Raw genomic sequence first — 16,451 nt, 5'->3', positions numbered from 1 at the left:
GGGAGATCCTCGGGAGAGACGTTGTTTTTTCTGACATACCCAAGGACGTTTACGTGCAGCGTATTCCCGAACCTTTGAAAAATCTCGTGGACCAGCTCGCCCGGCTGCCCGGGCTCGGCCCCAAGTCCGCCATGCGCGCCGCCATGACTCTGCTCAAGTGGCCCGAAGCCGAAGTCCGGCGGCTGGGCAAGGGCGTGTACGAGCTGCGGGACACTCTACATCTGTGCAGCCGCTGCGGCGGCCTTTCGGATACCGACCCCTGCCCCATCTGTTCCGATCCGGAACGCGACGAAAGTCAGCTTTGTCTCGTGGCCGAATGGGACAGCATGCTCACCATGGAAGAGGGCAATTTCTACAGGGGCTACTACATGATACTCGGCGGTCTTCTCGCGCCTCTTGACCACAGTCCGGCCGAAACGCTGGAAATGGACCGCCTGCGCTCCCGGCTTGCCGAAGGCAGGGTGAAGGAGCTCATTCTTGCTCTCGGCGCCACGGCCGAGGCCGAGGCTACGGCCACCTTCGTCAAGGAACAGGTGAGTGCTCGTTTTCCCGACGTGCGCGTCACCCGTCTTGCTCAGGGGATTCCGCTGGGCGCCGAAGTAAAATACATGGACAGGGAGACGCTGCGCCAGTCGCTGCGCTATCGTCAGGCCCTGTAGCGTTTTTCTACCGCACGTTTGCCGGACGTTTTCCGGTCCCCCAGAACAATTCATTCAGGAGACATCATGGCTTTCTATTTTGCTCCCCGCGAGGCAAGAACCACGCTGACCTGCCCGGAATGCGGCAAACCTCTGGACATACGCCGCACCTGCCATGAAGCGTATATGCAGTGCTCCTCCTGCCGCCGCACCTTCAAGCTGACGCAGTTCATCAGTCAGATGGACGACGTGATGGAAGAATTTCTCGAACGGCTGTACGCCGACCGCGTGTAGCCTCTTTTGCGGAAAGCGCCCATGAGCGACGTTTTCCGTCCAAGGAGCATTCATGAGCTCTCGACGCACTCTTTTTTCGGCCTTCCAGCCGCTTGTGGACATAGCGCTGTTCATTCTCTTCAATACGGCGCTTTTCTTTGCCGCCAGACTGGCGCTCCTGCACTTTCTTCTGCCAGACATCACCGAGCAGGGCCATATTCCTCATGCGCTCTACATCGGTCTCAAGTTCGACGCCCGCATGGCGGTGTTCATGACGCTGCCTTTGGCCTTCTGCCTGCTCTGGCCGCGCCTTGAGCGCGCCGTTTCCAAGGAGGGTCCCTCCGCGGCCCGGCGTGTGCTCTGTCTTGTCACGGGACTCATGGCCGCGGGCGCCATGCTCGTCTATATTTTCGATTTCGGCTTTTTCTTCTATCTGCACCAGCATATCGACATGGGGGCAAAGATCTTTCTGGAAGATCCTTCCGAGTCCGTGCGCATGGTGTGGCAGAGCTATCCCGTGGTACTCATCGTTGTGGCCTTTGCCGCGGCGGTGGCGCTTTATGTATGGATTCTGAGCAGATTTTTGCGCTCTCATGCGGCATGTCCCGTTCGTCCGAAGACGGGCGGTGAAGGCTGCTCCCGCAAGTGGCGCGCTCTTGTCACGGTGCTTTCTCTCGTCATGCTCTTCATCGTGGGCTACGGGCAGATAAGCTCCAACTTCTTCCCCCTGCGCTGGAGCAACGCCTATTTCAGCGCCGACAAGAACATTGCCCTTCTTGCCGTGAACCCCATCCAGAATCTGTACGACACGCGCAACTACGGCAAGGCCATTCCCCCGAACGTGGAAGCCACCCGCGAGGCATGGCCCCGCATGGCCGAATATCTGCGCCTGCCGGAAGGAACGCCTCCTCTCACCTACGTGCGGCACTTCCCCGGCAGGGACATGGCAAAGCGCCCGAACATCGTCATTCTCATCATGGAGTCGCTCTGCTGGGAGCGCACGTCCCTTGCGCCTTCCATGCCCGCTTCGCTGGGCAAAGACATAGACCCTACGCCGTTCCTTAAGGAACTTGCTCCCAAGTGTCTGTATTATCCCAATTTCTACGCGCCTACGCGCACTACGGCAAGAGCCGTGTTCACCACCATAAGCGGCGTTCCGGACGTGAACCACTCCGGCGGCACCACTTCGCGTAATCCCAAGCTGGTGGATCAGTCCTCCGTGCTCAACGAGTTCGCAGGTTACGAAAAATACTACATGATAGGCGGCAACGCCAACTGGGCCAACATCCGCGGCATGCTTCAGCACAATGTGGAAGATTTGCATCTTCTGGAGGAATCGGCCTGGGAGGCCCCCAATACCGACGTGTGGGGCGTGTCGGACATCGCCATGTTCCGCGAGGCCGTGGACGTGCTCTCGAACAGCCGCAAGCCCTTCATCTCCGTCATCCAGTCCGCCTCCTTTCACCGGCCCTACACCATTCCCGACGACAACGAAGGCTACGTCTCACCGCCCGATCCATCTCCCGAGGCTCTTGCCTGGTACGGCTACGAAAACGCGGACGAATATCGTTCCCTGCATCTTTCCGATCATGCTCTGCGCCGTTTCTTCGACAAGGCCTCGAAGCAGCCGTGGTTCAACGACACGGTGTTCGTCATCTTCGGTGACCACGGGCTCAACTTCAACTCCACCAACATCACGCCCGCCGTGCGCGCCTGCAATCTTCAGGCCTGGCACGTGCCGCTTCTTATCTACGCGCCGGGCGGACAGGTGAAGCCCGGAGTGAATCCGGCCCCGCACATTCAGCCCGATGTGCTGCCTTCCATGGCATCCCTTGCAGGACTGGATTTCTACACCAACACCCTGGGGCGCAATCTGTTTGATCCCGCCAATGATGTCGATGCAGTAGCCTTCATCAGCGATAACGACAGCGTGCATTACCTTATCGGGGACGGTTATGTGTATGCCGTGCGTCCTGCGGGCAACGCTCTGTACCGCCTTGATGAGCGCACGCCGGACAACAACGCCCGCGACCTTTCCGCCGAGCAGCCGGAAAGAGCGGCAGCCATGCGCCAGGAGCTCATGGATTTCTATTATACTTCGCAGTACCTTCTGCACAACAACGGCAAGGAGCACATTGCCGATGCCCGCCGTGCCGCGGAAGGCGGGGCAGGAAAGTAAGTCATGAAGACGGTGACCATTCATACCGACGGCTCCTGCCTCGGCAATCCTGGTCCGGGCGGCTGGGCCGCCGTGCTTGCCTGCGAGGGCGCAAACGGTCCGGCGCGTCGCGAAATGAGCGGCGGCTTTGCCCGTACCACGAACAACCGCATGGAGATTCTTGCCGTGCTGGAAGCTCTCGGCGCACTCAAGGAGCCCTGCATCGTCGAGCTCTATACTGATTCTCAGTATGTGGCAAAAGCCATCAAGGATCGCTGGCTTGCGGGGTGGCTGCGCAACAACTGGCTGACCTCGGCAAAGAAGCCCGTGAAGAATCAGGATCTGTGGAAGAGAATGCCTCCGCTGCTTTCGCGGCATGAGGTGCATTTCCACTGGCTCAAGGGGCATGCGGGACACAGGGAAAACGAGCGCTGCGACGAGCTGGCCAGAGCGGAAGCCTCGCGGAAGGATCTTCCCGAGGATACCGGGTTTTCCGAAGGAATATGAGCAGCGACGTGTCGGAAAGGGCGCCTTTTCTTGGAGGCCCCCTTTCCGGTGCGTCGGACCTGGATAGGCGGAAGGCGCTTTTGCCCGTGGTTGCAGTACCGGCGTTGCTCCGGCCCCCCTGCCCCTGGGCAGGCCTCAGTGCCGTACGGAAGAACTGAGAAAAACAGAGACGTCGCTGGAGCTGCTTGTCCTGCCCCTTGTCCTGTGTTATATTTGTGACGTTATGACCAGACGTGAATGGAAAATACGTGCGACGGCCCGACTTGCCGGAACGGAAGCTCCGGCGACGGTTGCCGCACTTCTGCTTTGTCATGTGCTCGGCATAGACAAGGTAGAGCTTGTGGCCCATTCCGAAGAGACGGTTCCCCCCGAGGCCGAGGCACGGCTTGAGTCTCTTGTGGAACGTCGCCTTGCCGGCGAGCCCGCAGCGTATCTTCTGGGCTGTCGTGAATTTTTCGGTCGTGATTTTCTTGTGGACTCCAGCACGCTGATCCCCCGCCCCGAAACGGAGCATCTGGTGGAAGAGGCGCTGGAGTTTTTTCATGCCCGCAGCGATGTCCGCTTTCTTGATCTCGGCACCGGCAGCGGCTGCATTGCCGTGACGCTCGCGGCGGAACGCCCCACGTGGCGCGGAGCGGCCGTGGACATATCGCCGCAGGCTCTGTCCATGGCCCGGCAAAACGCCGAACGAAACGGTGCTGCGGAGTCCGTGACGTTTTTTGAGGCCGACTTTACGGAGCCTTTGCCTTTTGCTCCCCGCAGTTTCGACCTCGTCATCTCCAACCCTCCCTACATAAGCGAAGAAGAATATGCCGGTCTTGATCCCGGCGTCAGAAATTTTGAGCCGCGCTCTGCGCTTGTTCCCGGACCGGAAGGCCTGGAGCATCCCCGCGCAGTGGAAGCGGCGGCCCGCGCCCTGCTGAAGGAAGGCGGCCTGCTGCTCATGGAGCATGGGTACCTTCAGGGCGAAGCGTGCCGGGCATTGTGTTCGGACGCATACTGGATGGATATGCGCACGGGACGCGACCTCGCCGGAAAAGACCGATATCTTTTCGCGGTGAGGCGCTCCGGCGTGTAAACCCCCGGCCTTACCGGGGAAGCTGCGGCGGAATGTTCCGCCGGGCGCTTGGGAGATTGTCGTCATGCCCCAGACCACTCTTGGCGGAACTGTCAGATGCAAGGGGATTTCCCTTCATTCCGGTCATGAAGTCAGCGTGGAGTTTCGACCTGCTGCAGAAGACTCCGGCATTGTTTTTCATATTCATTCCGAGGACGGCGTGCATCTGCTTTCGCCCCGTCCCGAAGCCGTGAGCACCACGGAACTTGCCACCACCGTTACCGACGGCAAGGTGAGCGTCTCCACCATTGAGCACGTGCTTGCCGCCCTGAACGGCCTTGCCGTGGACAACGTGGAAGTGCACGTTTTCGGCGGGGAGGCTCCCATCCTCGACGGTTCTGCCATGGTTGTGGTGGATGCCCTGCTCAGCGTCGGTCTCCGTTCGCAGAGCGCCCCCCGGCGCGTGGCCAGACTCACACGGGAATTTTCGCTGGAAAAGGACGGCAGATCCATCGTGGCCCGCCCCTTTGACGGTTTCCGCGTGGACTACACCATTCGTTTTCCGAACCCGGTCATCGGCGAGCAGCATTTTGCCCTGACCATCACGCCGGAGACGTTTGAAAAGGAAGTGGCGCCCGCCCGCACCTTCGGCTTTTTGAAGGAAGTGGAATACCTGCACAGCCGTGGTCTTGCCCGCGGAGGCTCTCTGGAAAACGTGGTGGTCGTGGGCGACGACGGTGTTCTCAACAAGGAGGGCCTGCGTTTTCCCGACGAGTTCGTGCGTCACAAGATGCTTGATTTCATAGGTGACATAGCCATGCTTGGTCGTCCTCTGCTGGGCGATTTCACGGTTTCCTGCTCCGGACACGGGCACAACAATGCCTTTTTGCGCGAGCTTGTAAGGGGTGAGGGACTGCTGGAATACGTGGAGAGATGACCGGTCCCGGGAGCTCTTCTGCCCTGCGGCAGAACGAAGGCTCGGGGCAGAAGCGGAGTCTTCGGCTTGTGTCCCATTATTTATCCTGAAGCCTTAAAAAGGGAGCGGGGAACCGCTCCCTTTTTTATCGTACCCCATGCGTCCGGCTGTGGACATGCCGAGTTGTCCGGCTCCGGTCAGCATTACGGCATCTTTCACGGAAAAAGTCTTTTTCCCGTGAGCAGATGTTCAGATCGTTCTGTCGTAGTCCCGACAGGGCGAGGCGGCCAGGTCCAATGCATCCTTTTTCCTGCCTTTTGTCTCGCCGGCCGGTCTGTCGGCCCGGAGAAGCAGCATGAAGGGGCAGCGTGTGCACACACCTTTGACGCAACGGCGGATAAGGCTTACACCTGAACTTTATTTCTTATAAGGTCAGGTGAACAATGGCGCTTTTTACAGGTCTTCCCGCATCAAAAAAACACGTGCTTCTCTTCATGGCCATGCTCAACTTCGGCTCCACGGTGGCCATGCAGGGCTGGACCATGCTGTACAACAACTTCGTGGTGAACTATGCCGGACTTACTCCCGCGCAAAGCGGTCTTGTGCAGGGGCTGCGCGAGCTGCCCGGCCTTCTGGGCGTCACGCTCATTCTTTTTCTTTTCTTCATCAAGGAACACAGGCTGGCGGCACTTTCCGTCATGGCGGCGGGACTCGGCACCATGCTCACGGGCTTTTTTCCCTCCTTTGTGCCCATCATCTTCACCAGCATGCTCATGTCCTTCGGATTTCATTATTTTGAGGCCATGAACAACTCGCTGGCCATACAGCACTTCGATCTCAGGCAGACGCCCATAGTCATGGGACGGCTCCGCGGACTGGTAGCGGGCGGCAGTCTCATGATTTCCGTTTTCGTGTTCATCTTTTCCGAAAAGCTGAGCTTCGTTTGGCTGTTTTTCGTGCCCGGAGCCATAGGACTTCTGCTCGGATTTTTCGGTCTCGTCCATCCTCTTACGGGAAGCAGTGCGCCCAGGCAGCGCAAAAGAATGCTCCCGCAGAAGCGTTACTGGCTCTTTTACGTGCTCAACCTGCTCATGGGCGGGCGACGCATCGTATTCTCGGTGTTTGCCGTGTTCCTCATGGTGGAGCAGTTCGGCTTTTCCGTGCGCAGCGTGTCGCTCATGTTCATGTTCAACTATGCCGTGAACTGGCTGTTCAATCCCATGGTGGGAAAGATCATCAACCGGCTCGGCGAACGGCGTCTCATGACCATCGAGTACATCGCCGCATTCAGCATATTCATGGGCTATGCCACGACGAAGAACGAGTATTTCATCGTGCTTCTCTATGTGTTTGACAGTTTGACCTTCAATTTTTCCATCGCGGTGCGTACCTTCTTCCAGAAGATTGCTTTCCCAGAAGATGCCGCGCCCAACATGGCCATAGCTCAGACCATCAACCATATTCCTGCCGTGACCATTCCTGCCATCGGCGGCTGGATGTGGACGAGCTTCGGCTATCAGTCCGTGTTTCTTTTCGGAGCCGGACTTACGGTGATGTCCCTTCTGCTTGCGCAGCTTGTAGACAGGGAAATACGCATGAAAAACACACAGACAAGAGGATAGCATGAACAAGCAGTTCTGGGCTATGATCACGGGTCGCGAGCCCGCGGACGTGCGTATCGACAACGTGTGCATTGTGGACGTTTTCAGCGGCACGATACGGGAAGGATCCGTAAGCATGGGTATGGGCCGCATTCTTGGTTTCGGTCCCTTTGAAGCGAAAACGGTCGTGGACGGCAAAGGACGCTGGCTTCTGCCCGGTCTTATCGACGGTCATGTTCATATCGAGTCTTCCATGCTCTGCCCGGCGCGTTTTGCCGAGCTTGTGCTCCCCTTCGGCACGACCACTGTGGTGGCGGATCCGCATGAGATTGCCAATGTGAAGGGCATGGACGGTATTCGTTACATGCTGGAGGCTTCAAAGGATCTTCCGCTCGATGTGCGCATCATGCTGCCTTCCTGCGTTCCTGCGCTGCCTGTGGAGGATGCTGGGGCCGTGCTGCGCGCCGAAGACATCGCGCCGCTGCTTTCCGAGGAAAGAGTGGGCGGCCTTGCGGAAATGATGAACGTTCCCGGCCTCATGGCCGGAGACGACGACGTGCTGGAAAAAATGGCCATGACGCGCGCCGCGGGCAAGGTCATAGACGGCCACTCGCCTCTGGTGCCTGAGGCCACCTTGGAAGCCTGTGCCGCACTCGGCATAGGCACTGATCATGAATGCACCACGGTGGAAGAGCTGGAAGCTCGTATAGCCTGCGGCATGTATGTACTTCTGAGAGAAGGATCGGCCTCGCGGGATCTCCTTCATCTTCTGCCGGGACTTACTGCTGCCAATCTGCGTCGTTGTCTTTTCTGCACGGACGACAGACACTCTTCGGACATCCTTGAGAGAGGACACGTCATCAACAACGTTCGCATGGCCGTCCGCTTCGGGATCGATCCTGTAAGCGCCGTTCGTATGGCTACGCTGAACGCGGCGGAGTGCTACGGCTTGAGAGACAGGGGCGGCATTGCTCCGGGACTCCGCGCCGACCTGGTGCTTGTGGAGGATTTGAAGGATTTCCGTGTGATTTTCTGCTGGGCGAAGGGTGAACTGGTGGCCGAAGAAGGCAGAATGCTGCGGTCTCTGCCCGTGCGCGACGCCGGGGATCTGTGCTCCAGCGTGGTGCTCGCTCCGTTGCCCGAGCGTCCGTTTTCCGTGCGTGTGCCCTCGGGAAGGGCGCGAGTCATCGGTCTTCGTCCCCACTCCCTCATCACGGACTGCCTGCAGCGTTCGGTGAAGACGGGGCCGGACGGCGAGGTGGAGCTTGCCGACAATCCGGGACTTCTGAAGATTGCCGTTCTGGAACGTCATCATGCCACGGGCAAGATAGGGGTGGGGCTGCTGGACGGCAGATACGGTCTGAAGAACGGAGCCATTGCCACCACCATTGCTCATGATTCGCACAACATCGTGGTGGCGGGCGACAACGAAGCTGACATGCTCGTTGCCGTACGCGAGGTGGAAAAAAGACAGGGCGGCATCGTCATGGTGTCGGACGGAAGGGTGATAGCCGAGCTGCCCCTGCCTGTGAGCGGCCTCATGAGTGAAAGACCGGCCTCGGAAGTTTCGGCAAAGCTGGATGAGCTTTTGGCACTTGCCTCATCGCACTACCATATATGGGATGGCGCGGACGCCTTCATGACGCTGAGTTTTCTGGCACTGCCTGTCATTCCCAGTTTCAAGCTCACCGCCCGGGGCCTCTTCGACGTGGATCGGTTTACCTTTGTGGACGTGGACGCCTCGCGCTGAGGCATTGCCTTCGGCTGTCATGATTTTTTTCGGGCTCTGCCCTGCCGCATGAGTCTGCTCTGGAGGGTCTTGCGGTCTGTCCGTGAGAAGGCATGAAAAACGGCCCGCGTGCAATAGGCACGCGGGCCGTACGTATTTTTGAAGCAGCAATCAGTTCAGTACGGGCATGGGGCCGAAGCAGGACTCATAGCGGGTCTGGAATTCTTCCTGTGTGAAGGTATGAAGCTGGGTGCCGTACTGCTCTACGCAGAAGCTGGCCGTCACCGTGCCGAGTCTGGCGGAAAAGGCCATGCCCATGCCGTGGTGCAGTCCCTTGAGAAGGCCTGCGCGGTAGGCGTCGCCCGCGCCGGTGGGGTCGGACACGTTTTCCACGGAGACTGCGGGAACTTCGTAGGGACGGGCGTCTTTATGCAGAATGACGGAGCCCTTGCCGCCGAAGGTGACGATGAGAAATTCGACGCGGTCGAGCAGCGCTTCGCGGCTCAAGCCGGTCATTTTTTCGATGCGGTCGATTTCATAGTCGTTGCCGATGAGCACGTGAGCTCCGGTAAGACCGGAGGTGAGCTGATCGCCGCCGAGCACGGTGATCTGCTGTCCGGGATCAAAAATGTAGGGAATGCCGTGCTCCCGGTAGAAGGCGGGCAGGTTTACCATGTCATCCACGTTGCCGGGCGCTACGAGGCCCCAGTCGCCCTTGTTCACGGCTGGCGTCTTGTCCGGGAAGGCGGGCGTCTTCATGGCCGAGGGAGAGAAGGCGTTTATCTGGTTGCTGCTTTTGTCGGTCATGATGTAGCAGCAGGCCGTGAAGTCTTTCTCATCGGTTTTTATGCCGGAAAGATCGATGCCCATGGAGGCAAGGCGGCGACCGTAGCCTTCAAAGTCCTTGCCGACCGTGCCGTAAATGGCGGACTGCTCGCCGAGCAGCGCAAGAGAATAGGCAATGTTGCCCGCCGTACCGCCCATTTTTTCCTCAAGACGGTCGATGGGAAAGGAAACGTTCAGAAAGTGCAGCTTTTCGGGAAGAATATGGTCTTCAAAGTGACCGGGAAAGGTCATGATGCGGTCAAAGGCGAGAGAACCGGAAAGATGAATCATGCATGGCTCCGTGAGGTAGGTTCCCATGCCGTTTGGCATGGCGTTTCTTCTGTTTTTAACGGCAGGATGGAGGGTTTGACAAGTATCTCTTCCCGTTCGGCACGGGGAGCGGGAAGAACGGAAAAAAGGATGAGAGCAGGGGGCTGTTGAACAGGACATACGCTGATCTTCGTCGAGCTTTTCTGAAAAGTTCATTCCCGGCGCTGCAGGCGCTCACGGAAGCCGGCATGTTCCTGAGACGCGGCCTTCCGGGGGAAAGAGGCACGGTCAACTTGTTTTTCTTTAGATAATTTGATATCAAAATATTTACTGGTGAACGGGAAATCATGACCGGGTCTTTGCGGTCGTTTTTTCGAGGGACGCACGGCATGTCGGGAACAAAATAACTGTTGATTTGCGCTGTTGAAAATAGGATGATTTCCCGCGCAGACAGCGGAAGGCTCGCGCCGGTTCTTGTCATGGTCTGCAATGTTCCGGAAATGCCCTGTAAAACAGCGGATTCTGCCGCCGGAACGGACGAGTATTCTGGAGAGAAGTAATGAGAAGGACGGAAAAGACAGACCGTGCCATGGCTATTCTGGCGCTTTTGAAGAAGCGTTACCCCGTGCCGGAAACCATGCTCGTTCATGAGAATCCGTGGGAACTTCTGGTGGCCACGGTACTGGCGGCCCAGTGCACCGACGCCCGCGTGAATACCATAACGCCCGAGCTCTTCCGGCGCTGGCCCGATCCGGCGTCGCTGTCTCTGGCCACGCAGGAAGAACTTGAAGAAGTGATACGGCCTACGGGCTTTTATCACAGCAAGGCGAAGAACCTGCTCTGTGCGGCAAAACGGGTGACCGAGTTTTTCGGCGGCGAAGTGCCCCAGACCATGGAAGAGCTCATAACGCTGCCCGGTGTGGCCAGAAAGACTGCCAACGTGGTATTGTGGGGCGGTTTCGGCATCAATCAGGGGCTGGCCGTTGACACTCACGTCAAGCGGCTTTCCTTCCGTCTCGGCCTCACGAAGAATACCGAGCCCGTGAAGATAGAGCAGGATCTCATTAAAATTTTTCCCCGCGAGGAGTGGGGGGATGTGAATCACCGACTGGTCTGGTTCGGGCGTGACGTATGTACGGCGCGAAGCCCCTCCTGCGATGTATGCGAGCTTGCGCCGCTGTGTCCGAAAAACGGCGTGAAGGCTTCTTCCGGCAGTAAGAGTTCGCGGGGATGACGCCGGGCTGATGAGCCCGTCGTCGTTTCTATCTCCCGGGATCGGGCATCGTCGTGTTGTCCGACGGGGGGCGACCGTTCCGTTTTCAGGGAGCGCCGGCGTTGTCGGCGCGTTTCATGGATTATTTGTTTTTGCAGGGAGGGCGTGACGTCCTGCCCGCCTCATAAGGAAGGAAGTATCATGAAGAAGCGTTATGCCGGTCTGGTGCTGGCAACCTGTCTTTCTCTTGTTGCGGGATGCGCTCCGCAGAACTGCCGCATGGTGGAGGCACTGGACGGCGGGCAGTTTGTGGCCATGTCCCGGGCCATGCGTCCCGTGATGCTGAAAAAGAACATGGTGGACCAGAACGGCGACTGGTATTCTCCCATGTTTTCTTCCCGTCCTGTCGATGCGGGAAAGACGCTGGTGGACAGACTTGCTCCGGCCTTTCGCTTCCCCGGCTCCAAACTGGCCGTGGCGCCCACGTTCCGGGCCATGCTTACGCCCGACGCAAAGGTGAAGATTGAGGACAACAGGGCCGTCATCGAGCAGGGCATGAGCCGCGTGACGCTGGAGCTCGTGGCCGTGACCGACTGGAACAACGACGGTGTCGACGACTGGCTGGTGAACTGCCGGGTCGGCTATACCGACACGCCGCAGCGTTTTCGGGAATATTATCTCGTCATCATAGACCTGACTACGCCTGTGCTCAAGCCGTATGTGCTCATGGTACTTGATCATGTCTACAACCGCGTGACCGTCCGCAACGACGCGTCGGGCGGAGAGCTGGCGGAAACCAATGTGATGGAATTCATGCAGGGGCAGTCCATCATGACGGAGGCTGCGGACAGCCGTACCGTTCATCGGAAACTGGAGGAGGGCTCTTCGCTGAAGCAGACCTCCCTGAGTCACTGACGGAAACGCGGGGGAGCCATGCCCGATTCCTGCGTCGTTTTTGCCCGAAGGCAGCGCATCAGAGCCCTGTGGCGGCCTTTGCTTCTGCTTGTCCTCATGCTGGCCCTTGTCTGGTGGTTTGCGGATACGGCTTCGGAACAGTACCGCTGGCAATGGTACAGAGTGTGGCGATATATCGGCGTGTGGGAGGACGGTTCGTTCCATCCGGGCGTGCTTCTTGAAGCCCTCGGAGTAACGTTGCAGCTTACGGCGGCGAGTCTCGTGCTCGCGCTGCTTTCGGGCGGCATCATGGCCGCCATGCGTCTTTCGACGTCTCCCGTGGCCGGAGTGCTGGCCACGATGTTTCTGGGTGTTCTGCGCAATACGCCGCTGCTCATGCAGCTGTTCATGGTGTATTTTGCCGTGGCTCCCGTGCTTGGAATCGGCCCGTTCTGGGCGGCGGTGATTTCGCTCGGCCTTTTTGAAGGCGCCTACATGGCCGAGATATTCCGTGCGGGCATCATGGCCGTGCCGCGCGGACAGTGGGAAGCCGCCATGAGTCTCGGCATGCCTGTGGGCATGACGGCAAGGCTCGTTATCATTCCTCAGGCCCTGCGACAGGCTTTGCCTGCGCTTGCCGGGCAGATGGTATCCCTCATCAAGGACACGTCGCTGGTCAGCGCCATTGCCGTGGCCGATCTGACCATGAGAACGCGCGTGGTCATTACGGATACCTTTCTCAGCTTTGAACTCTGGCTGCTGGCGGCAGCCATCTATCTCGTTCTTACGTCGCTGGTCAGCATTCCTGCCCGACTTCTGGAGCGAAAGGAGCATTCATGAAAAAGTGGTTCACCGCATTCCTTCTGATCCTAGGCCTGTCCTTCTGTGTTTCCACTCAGAGCCTCGCAGCTCCGAGGGGATCCGTCATCGAAAAGGTCATGCAGCGCGGAACGCTCCGCGTGGGCTTTTCCTCGTTTGTGCCGTGGGCCATGCAGGATAAGGAAGGCAAGTACATCGGATTTGAGATTGATGTCGCACAGCGTCTGGCCGACGATCTCGGCGTGAAGCTTCAGCTTGTGCCCACGAGCTGGGACGGCATCATTCCCGCGCTTTTGTCCGGCAAGTTCGACGTCATCATCGGCGGCATGAGCATCACGCCGCAGCGCCTTCTGTCCGTGAATTTTTCCGTTCCCTACGACCATGCCTATGTCGATCTTACGCTGAATCGTGAAAAGACGGCGGATATCAGCAGTCTTGAGGACCTGAATCGCGAAGGTGTGGTCATTGCCGTGCGTACCGGAACAACTGCGGCGGCTGCCGCCTCCAAATCCTTTCCCAAGGCCACGCTCCGTATGTTCAACGATGAGGCTCCCGCTGTGGAGGAGGTTCTTTCCGGTCGTGCGCACGCCTTTGTGTCCAGTGCGCCGCTTCCGGCCATGGAAACGCTGCGCCATGCGGACGTTCTGGAGCAGAAGTTCGAGGTTCGGCTGGATGCTCAGCCTGTGGCTTTCGCCGTTCCCAAGGGTGATTTCGATACCGTCAACGTATTCGACGGCTGGATCCGCCTCATGGAAGCTGAGGGCTGGCTTCAGGAACGTCGTGATTACTGGTTCAAGTCCGACGCATGGCAGAGCAGACTCAACTGAACGTCATCCCCGGTCATTCCCGGAGGCGAGGCTGGCGTGAACTGAACTCATGGGACGCCGTCCTTCTGCTGGCCGTCGTTGTTCTGACGGCGGCCTTCTGCTGGCGCGCCGCGGATGTGATGCGGCATGAATGGGACTGGACGGCCGTGTGGTCCTATGTCGTGTCGCGCGATGCGTCCGGCGCATGGCAGCCCGGCATGCTTCTGAAGGGCTTTTTCGGCACGCTCCGGCTGGGCTTCTGGTCGCTTCTTGTGGCGCTTGTTTCCGGTGCGCTGGTGGGAGCTCTTTCCGCCGGACAACGGGGCTTTGCCTCGTGGCCGGCCACGCTGTACATCACGGCGCTGAGGAATACGCCTCCTCTGGTGCTGCTTTTCCTTGTTTATTTCTTTGCCGGATCCTTTTTCACCGAGCCTTTTCTTGAGATCGAGGATGCGGTGGCGACGCTTCCCTCATGGGGGCAGAGTTTCGTTGCAGCGTTTTTTGCGCCTGCCGGACAGATGGACCGCATGGCGGCCGCCGTACTGACGCTGGGGCTGTATTCCGGCGCCTATGTGGCGGAAATCGTACGCGGTTCCATTGAGGCCGTGGACAAAACCCAGTGGGAAGCTGCAGCTTCGCTCGGCATGAACGGCTGGCAGCAGCTGCGCTGGGTCATTGCTCCGCAGGCGTTCCGCCACATGATTCCGCCCTTGACGGGTCAGTGCATTTCGGTCTTCAAGGAAACGGCGCTGGCGTCGGTCATTTCTCTGCCGGAACTGACGTTTCAGAGTCTTGAGGTCATGGCCGTATCCCGCATGACTTTTGAGCTGTGGTTCGTCACGGCGATCATGTATCTTTGCGTATCCTGCTTCTGGGCTCTTCTCGGCAGAATATTGGAGCGGAGCAGGCGGTACTGAGAAGCGATTGGAGAGACGTTCCCGTTCCGGGCGGGAAGCTCATAAAGCGTTTTTTGTTTCATTGGCCGGACGAAAAGAGGCAGATCAGTTGTGATCTGCCTCTTTTCGTATCGGAAAAACAGGATTGAGGAAACGGCGCGCCGGATTTGGTCAGCGACGGCAGGCCTCCACGAAGTTGCGGGCCCAGTGAGGAACAGCGGGCGCGAAAAGATGCGTCCAGCACCCGAAGGTTCGGCGGGTCAGCAGGCCGTCGTAGTGTTTGCCGTGCTTTTCGTACATGCCTGTGCCCGGAGCAAGATCAAGGCAGCAGACGGGCTCCGCCCCCTGCGGCCATTCGCAGCGGGAATAGTGAAATTCATGGCCGCGCCACTCGCTTCCCAGGGGATGGAAGGGATTTTCCGCCACGACATGAACCGTGACATAGCCGAGTCCCTGCGGTCTGGAGAAAAAGCGTGCCCGGGCCGGAAGCAGGGAAGCCATGGGCATGGGACCTTTATCAAGAACGAGAGCGTCGCACAGCAGCATGAAGCCGCCGCATTCGGCATACACGGGGCGACCGGTCAGGGAAAGATGACGAATGTCTTCCAGATGGCGTGAGGCGCTGATTTCTTCTGCAAAGAGCTCGGGATAGCCTCCGCCGAGATAAAGACCGTCCAGCTCCGGCCATGGCGCGGAGTCGAACAGATCAAGACGTACCAGCTCCGCGCCTGCCGCACGCAGCGCTTCCAGATTCTCTTCGTAATAGAACCAGAGGGCGCGGTCATGCACATAACCTATGCGGGGTCTGTCTTCCGCGCTTTCGGAGAACGTCGGAGCCGGAGCCGGAATGTCGGGAAGTTCGGGCGCCTTGCGGGAGAGCTCAAGCACCTGTTCCCAGTTGACGTTATCCCGCACAAGATCGGCCAGCGCATCGAGAACGGCGTGCACGGTGTGGTCCGCAGCATCGAGCGACAGTCCCATGTGTCTTTCCGGCAGCGGATTTTTCCGCATTCTGGGCAGAATACCGAGCACCGGAATGTCGGTATAGCTTTCGATGGCGCGACGGAGCATGGCGCCGTGACGCTCTCCGGCGACATTGTTCAGCAGGACGCCGGCAAGATGCAGATCGGGTTCGAAATGCGCCAGACCGGACACGATGGCGGCCGCCGTGCGGGTCATTTTGGCGCAGTTCATGGTAAGCACCACAGGGGCTTTGAGAAGGCGCGCTACGTGCGCCGTGGAACAGGTTCCTTCCACGTCGCGTCCGTCGAAGAGGCCGCGATTGCCTTCTATGACGGCAAGGTCTGAGGGACGCTTTGCACAGACGCGGCAGAATTGCCGCAGCAGACGTTCATCATCCAGAAAGTAGGGATCGAGGCAGGCTGCGGGCCGTTTTGAAGCCAGAGCAAGCCAGGCGTAGTCGATGTAGTCCGGGCCTTTCTTGAAGGCCTGCACGGCAAGACCGCGCCTTTGGAACAGTCGGGAGAGACCGAGAGAAACAAGCGTCTTGCCGCTTCCGCCGGAGAGTCCGGAAATGACGAGTCGTGGCTGCTGCATGGGGAAGAGGAGGAAAAGGGTAAGGAAAAGGGGAAGAACCCGAAAGTTCTTCCCCTTGAAGTTTCCAGCGTGCTGGAAGGTGCCGTGGGCCGACGTCAGTCGACCCGTCGGAATCCCGCCTTACGCGGGGGCGATATTATTCGCCTTCTTCAGTGGCACCCTGCTTGCCGGCACCCTTGAGGCCGTACATGGTGGTGGAACCGGAGGACCAGTACGCCACCTTTTCGTCGTCCACCAGAGCGGTGAGGACGTTCTTGACCTTGCGGGGGCTGGCGCCGGGGAACAGTTCGAG

Annotated in this window: 16 protein-coding genes; 13 read left to right on the top strand and 3 right to left on the bottom strand. The window is 58.9% G+C overall.

The features are described from left to right. The first annotated feature begins 53 nt into the window (after positions 1-53). From recR to ade, 8 genes are all read left to right on the top strand, one after another. Positions 54-659 (top strand): recombination mediator RecR, encoded by a 606-nt coding sequence (recR, locus tag Q0J81_RS01910; protein ID WP_294445724.1) that lies wholly within the window; start codon positions 54-56, stop codon positions 657-659. Between the two features lie 66 nt (positions 660-725). Further along, positions 726-932 carry a dual CXXC motif small (seleno)protein gene (locus tag Q0J81_RS01905; protein WP_294445723.1) on the top strand — a complete coding sequence of 69 codons (207 nt, stop codon included), beginning with the start codon at positions 726-728 and terminating at the stop codon, positions 930-932. A 52-nt stretch (positions 933-984) separates the two neighbouring features. Then, the gene (locus Q0J81_RS01900; protein ID WP_294445722.1) at positions 985-3,090 is read left to right on the top strand and encodes a sulfatase-like hydrolase/transferase; all 2,106 of its coding nucleotides are present in this window, start codon (positions 985-987) and stop codon (positions 3,088-3,090) included. A 3-nt stretch (positions 3,091-3,093) separates the two neighbouring features. Then, positions 3,094-3,576 (top strand): ribonuclease HI, encoded by a 483-nt coding sequence (gene rnhA / locus Q0J81_RS01895; protein WP_294445721.1) that lies wholly within the window; start codon positions 3,094-3,096, stop codon positions 3,574-3,576. A 223-nt stretch (positions 3,577-3,799) separates the two neighbouring features. Next, complete coding sequence (gene prmC, locus Q0J81_RS01890) at positions 3,800-4,654, top strand: peptide chain release factor N(5)-glutamine methyltransferase (RefSeq protein ID WP_294445720.1); 855 nt, start codon at positions 3,800-3,802, stop codon at positions 4,652-4,654. 64 nt (positions 4,655-4,718) lie between these two features. After that, on the top strand, positions 4,719-5,570 hold the full coding sequence (gene lpxC / locus Q0J81_RS01885) for a UDP-3-O-acyl-N-acetylglucosamine deacetylase (protein ID WP_294445719.1): 852 nt from the start codon (positions 4,719-4,721) through the stop codon (positions 5,568-5,570). Between the two features lie 422 nt (positions 5,571-5,992). Next, positions 5,993-7,171 (top strand): MFS transporter, encoded by a 1,179-nt coding sequence (locus Q0J81_RS01880; RefSeq protein WP_294445718.1) that lies wholly within the window; start codon positions 5,993-5,995, stop codon positions 7,169-7,171. Between the two features lies 1 nt (position 7,172). After that, a complete protein-coding gene (ade, locus tag Q0J81_RS01875; protein WP_294445717.1) occupies positions 7,173-8,900 on the top strand; it encodes an adenine deaminase in 1,728 nt (575 codons plus the stop codon). Positions 8,901-9,050: 150 nt separating this feature from the next. Here ade and Q0J81_RS01870 read toward each other — a convergent pair whose 3' ends face one another. After that, positions 9,051-10,034, bottom strand: coding sequence for a carbohydrate kinase family protein (locus tag Q0J81_RS01870; RefSeq protein ID WP_294445716.1), 984 nt, complete (start codon positions 10,032-10,034; stop codon positions 9,051-9,053). Positions 10,035-10,533: 499 nt separating this feature from the next. On the opposite strand from Q0J81_RS01870, the gene nth reads away from it, so the two are divergent. From nth to Q0J81_RS01845, 5 genes are all read left to right on the top strand, one after another. Then, on the top strand, positions 10,534-11,208 hold the full coding sequence (nth, locus tag Q0J81_RS01865; protein ID WP_294445715.1) for an endonuclease III: 675 nt from the start codon (positions 10,534-10,536) through the stop codon (positions 11,206-11,208). Positions 11,209-11,388: 180 nt separating this feature from the next. Continuing rightward, entirely contained in the window at positions 11,389-12,102 is a 714-nt protein-coding gene (locus Q0J81_RS01860; protein ID WP_294445714.1) for a hypothetical protein, read from the top strand. An 18-nt stretch (positions 12,103-12,120) separates the two neighbouring features. Then, positions 12,121-12,921, top strand: a complete 801-nt coding sequence (locus Q0J81_RS01855; RefSeq protein ID WP_294445713.1) for an amino acid ABC transporter permease — start codon at positions 12,121-12,123, stop codon at positions 12,919-12,921. Continuing rightward, the gene (locus Q0J81_RS01850; protein ID WP_294445712.1) at positions 12,918-13,727 is read left to right on the top strand and encodes a transporter substrate-binding domain-containing protein; all 810 of its coding nucleotides are present in this window, start codon (positions 12,918-12,920) and stop codon (positions 13,725-13,727) included. The genes Q0J81_RS01855 and Q0J81_RS01850 overlap by 4 nt, the downstream gene beginning before the upstream one ends. After that, positions 13,706-14,623: an amino acid ABC transporter permease gene (locus Q0J81_RS01845; RefSeq protein WP_294445711.1), complete on the top strand. Its 918-nt coding sequence runs from the start codon at positions 13,706-13,708 to the stop codon at positions 14,621-14,623. The genes Q0J81_RS01850 and Q0J81_RS01845 overlap by 22 nt, the downstream gene beginning before the upstream one ends. Positions 14,624-14,773: 150 nt before the next feature. On the opposite strand, the gene Q0J81_RS01840 is transcribed toward Q0J81_RS01845, so the two are convergent. Then, the gene (locus Q0J81_RS01840; RefSeq protein WP_294445710.1) at positions 14,774-16,159 is read right to left on the bottom strand and encodes a cobyrinate a,c-diamide synthase; all 1,386 of its coding nucleotides are present in this window, start codon (positions 16,157-16,159) and stop codon (positions 14,774-14,776) included. Between the two features lie 136 nt (positions 16,160-16,295). Next, positions 16,296-16,451: dissimilatory sulfite reductase D family protein (locus Q0J81_RS01835; RefSeq protein WP_294445763.1), on the bottom strand; the 156-nt coding region annotated here is incomplete at its 5' end.

Source organism: uncultured Mailhella sp. (genome assembly GCF_944324575.1).
Taxonomy (GTDB): domain Bacteria; phylum Desulfobacterota; class Desulfovibrionia; order Desulfovibrionales; family Desulfovibrionaceae; genus Mailhella.
The sequence above is the reverse complement of the archived record's forward strand: the minus strand, read 5'-3'. Positions and strand labels throughout refer to the sequence as shown.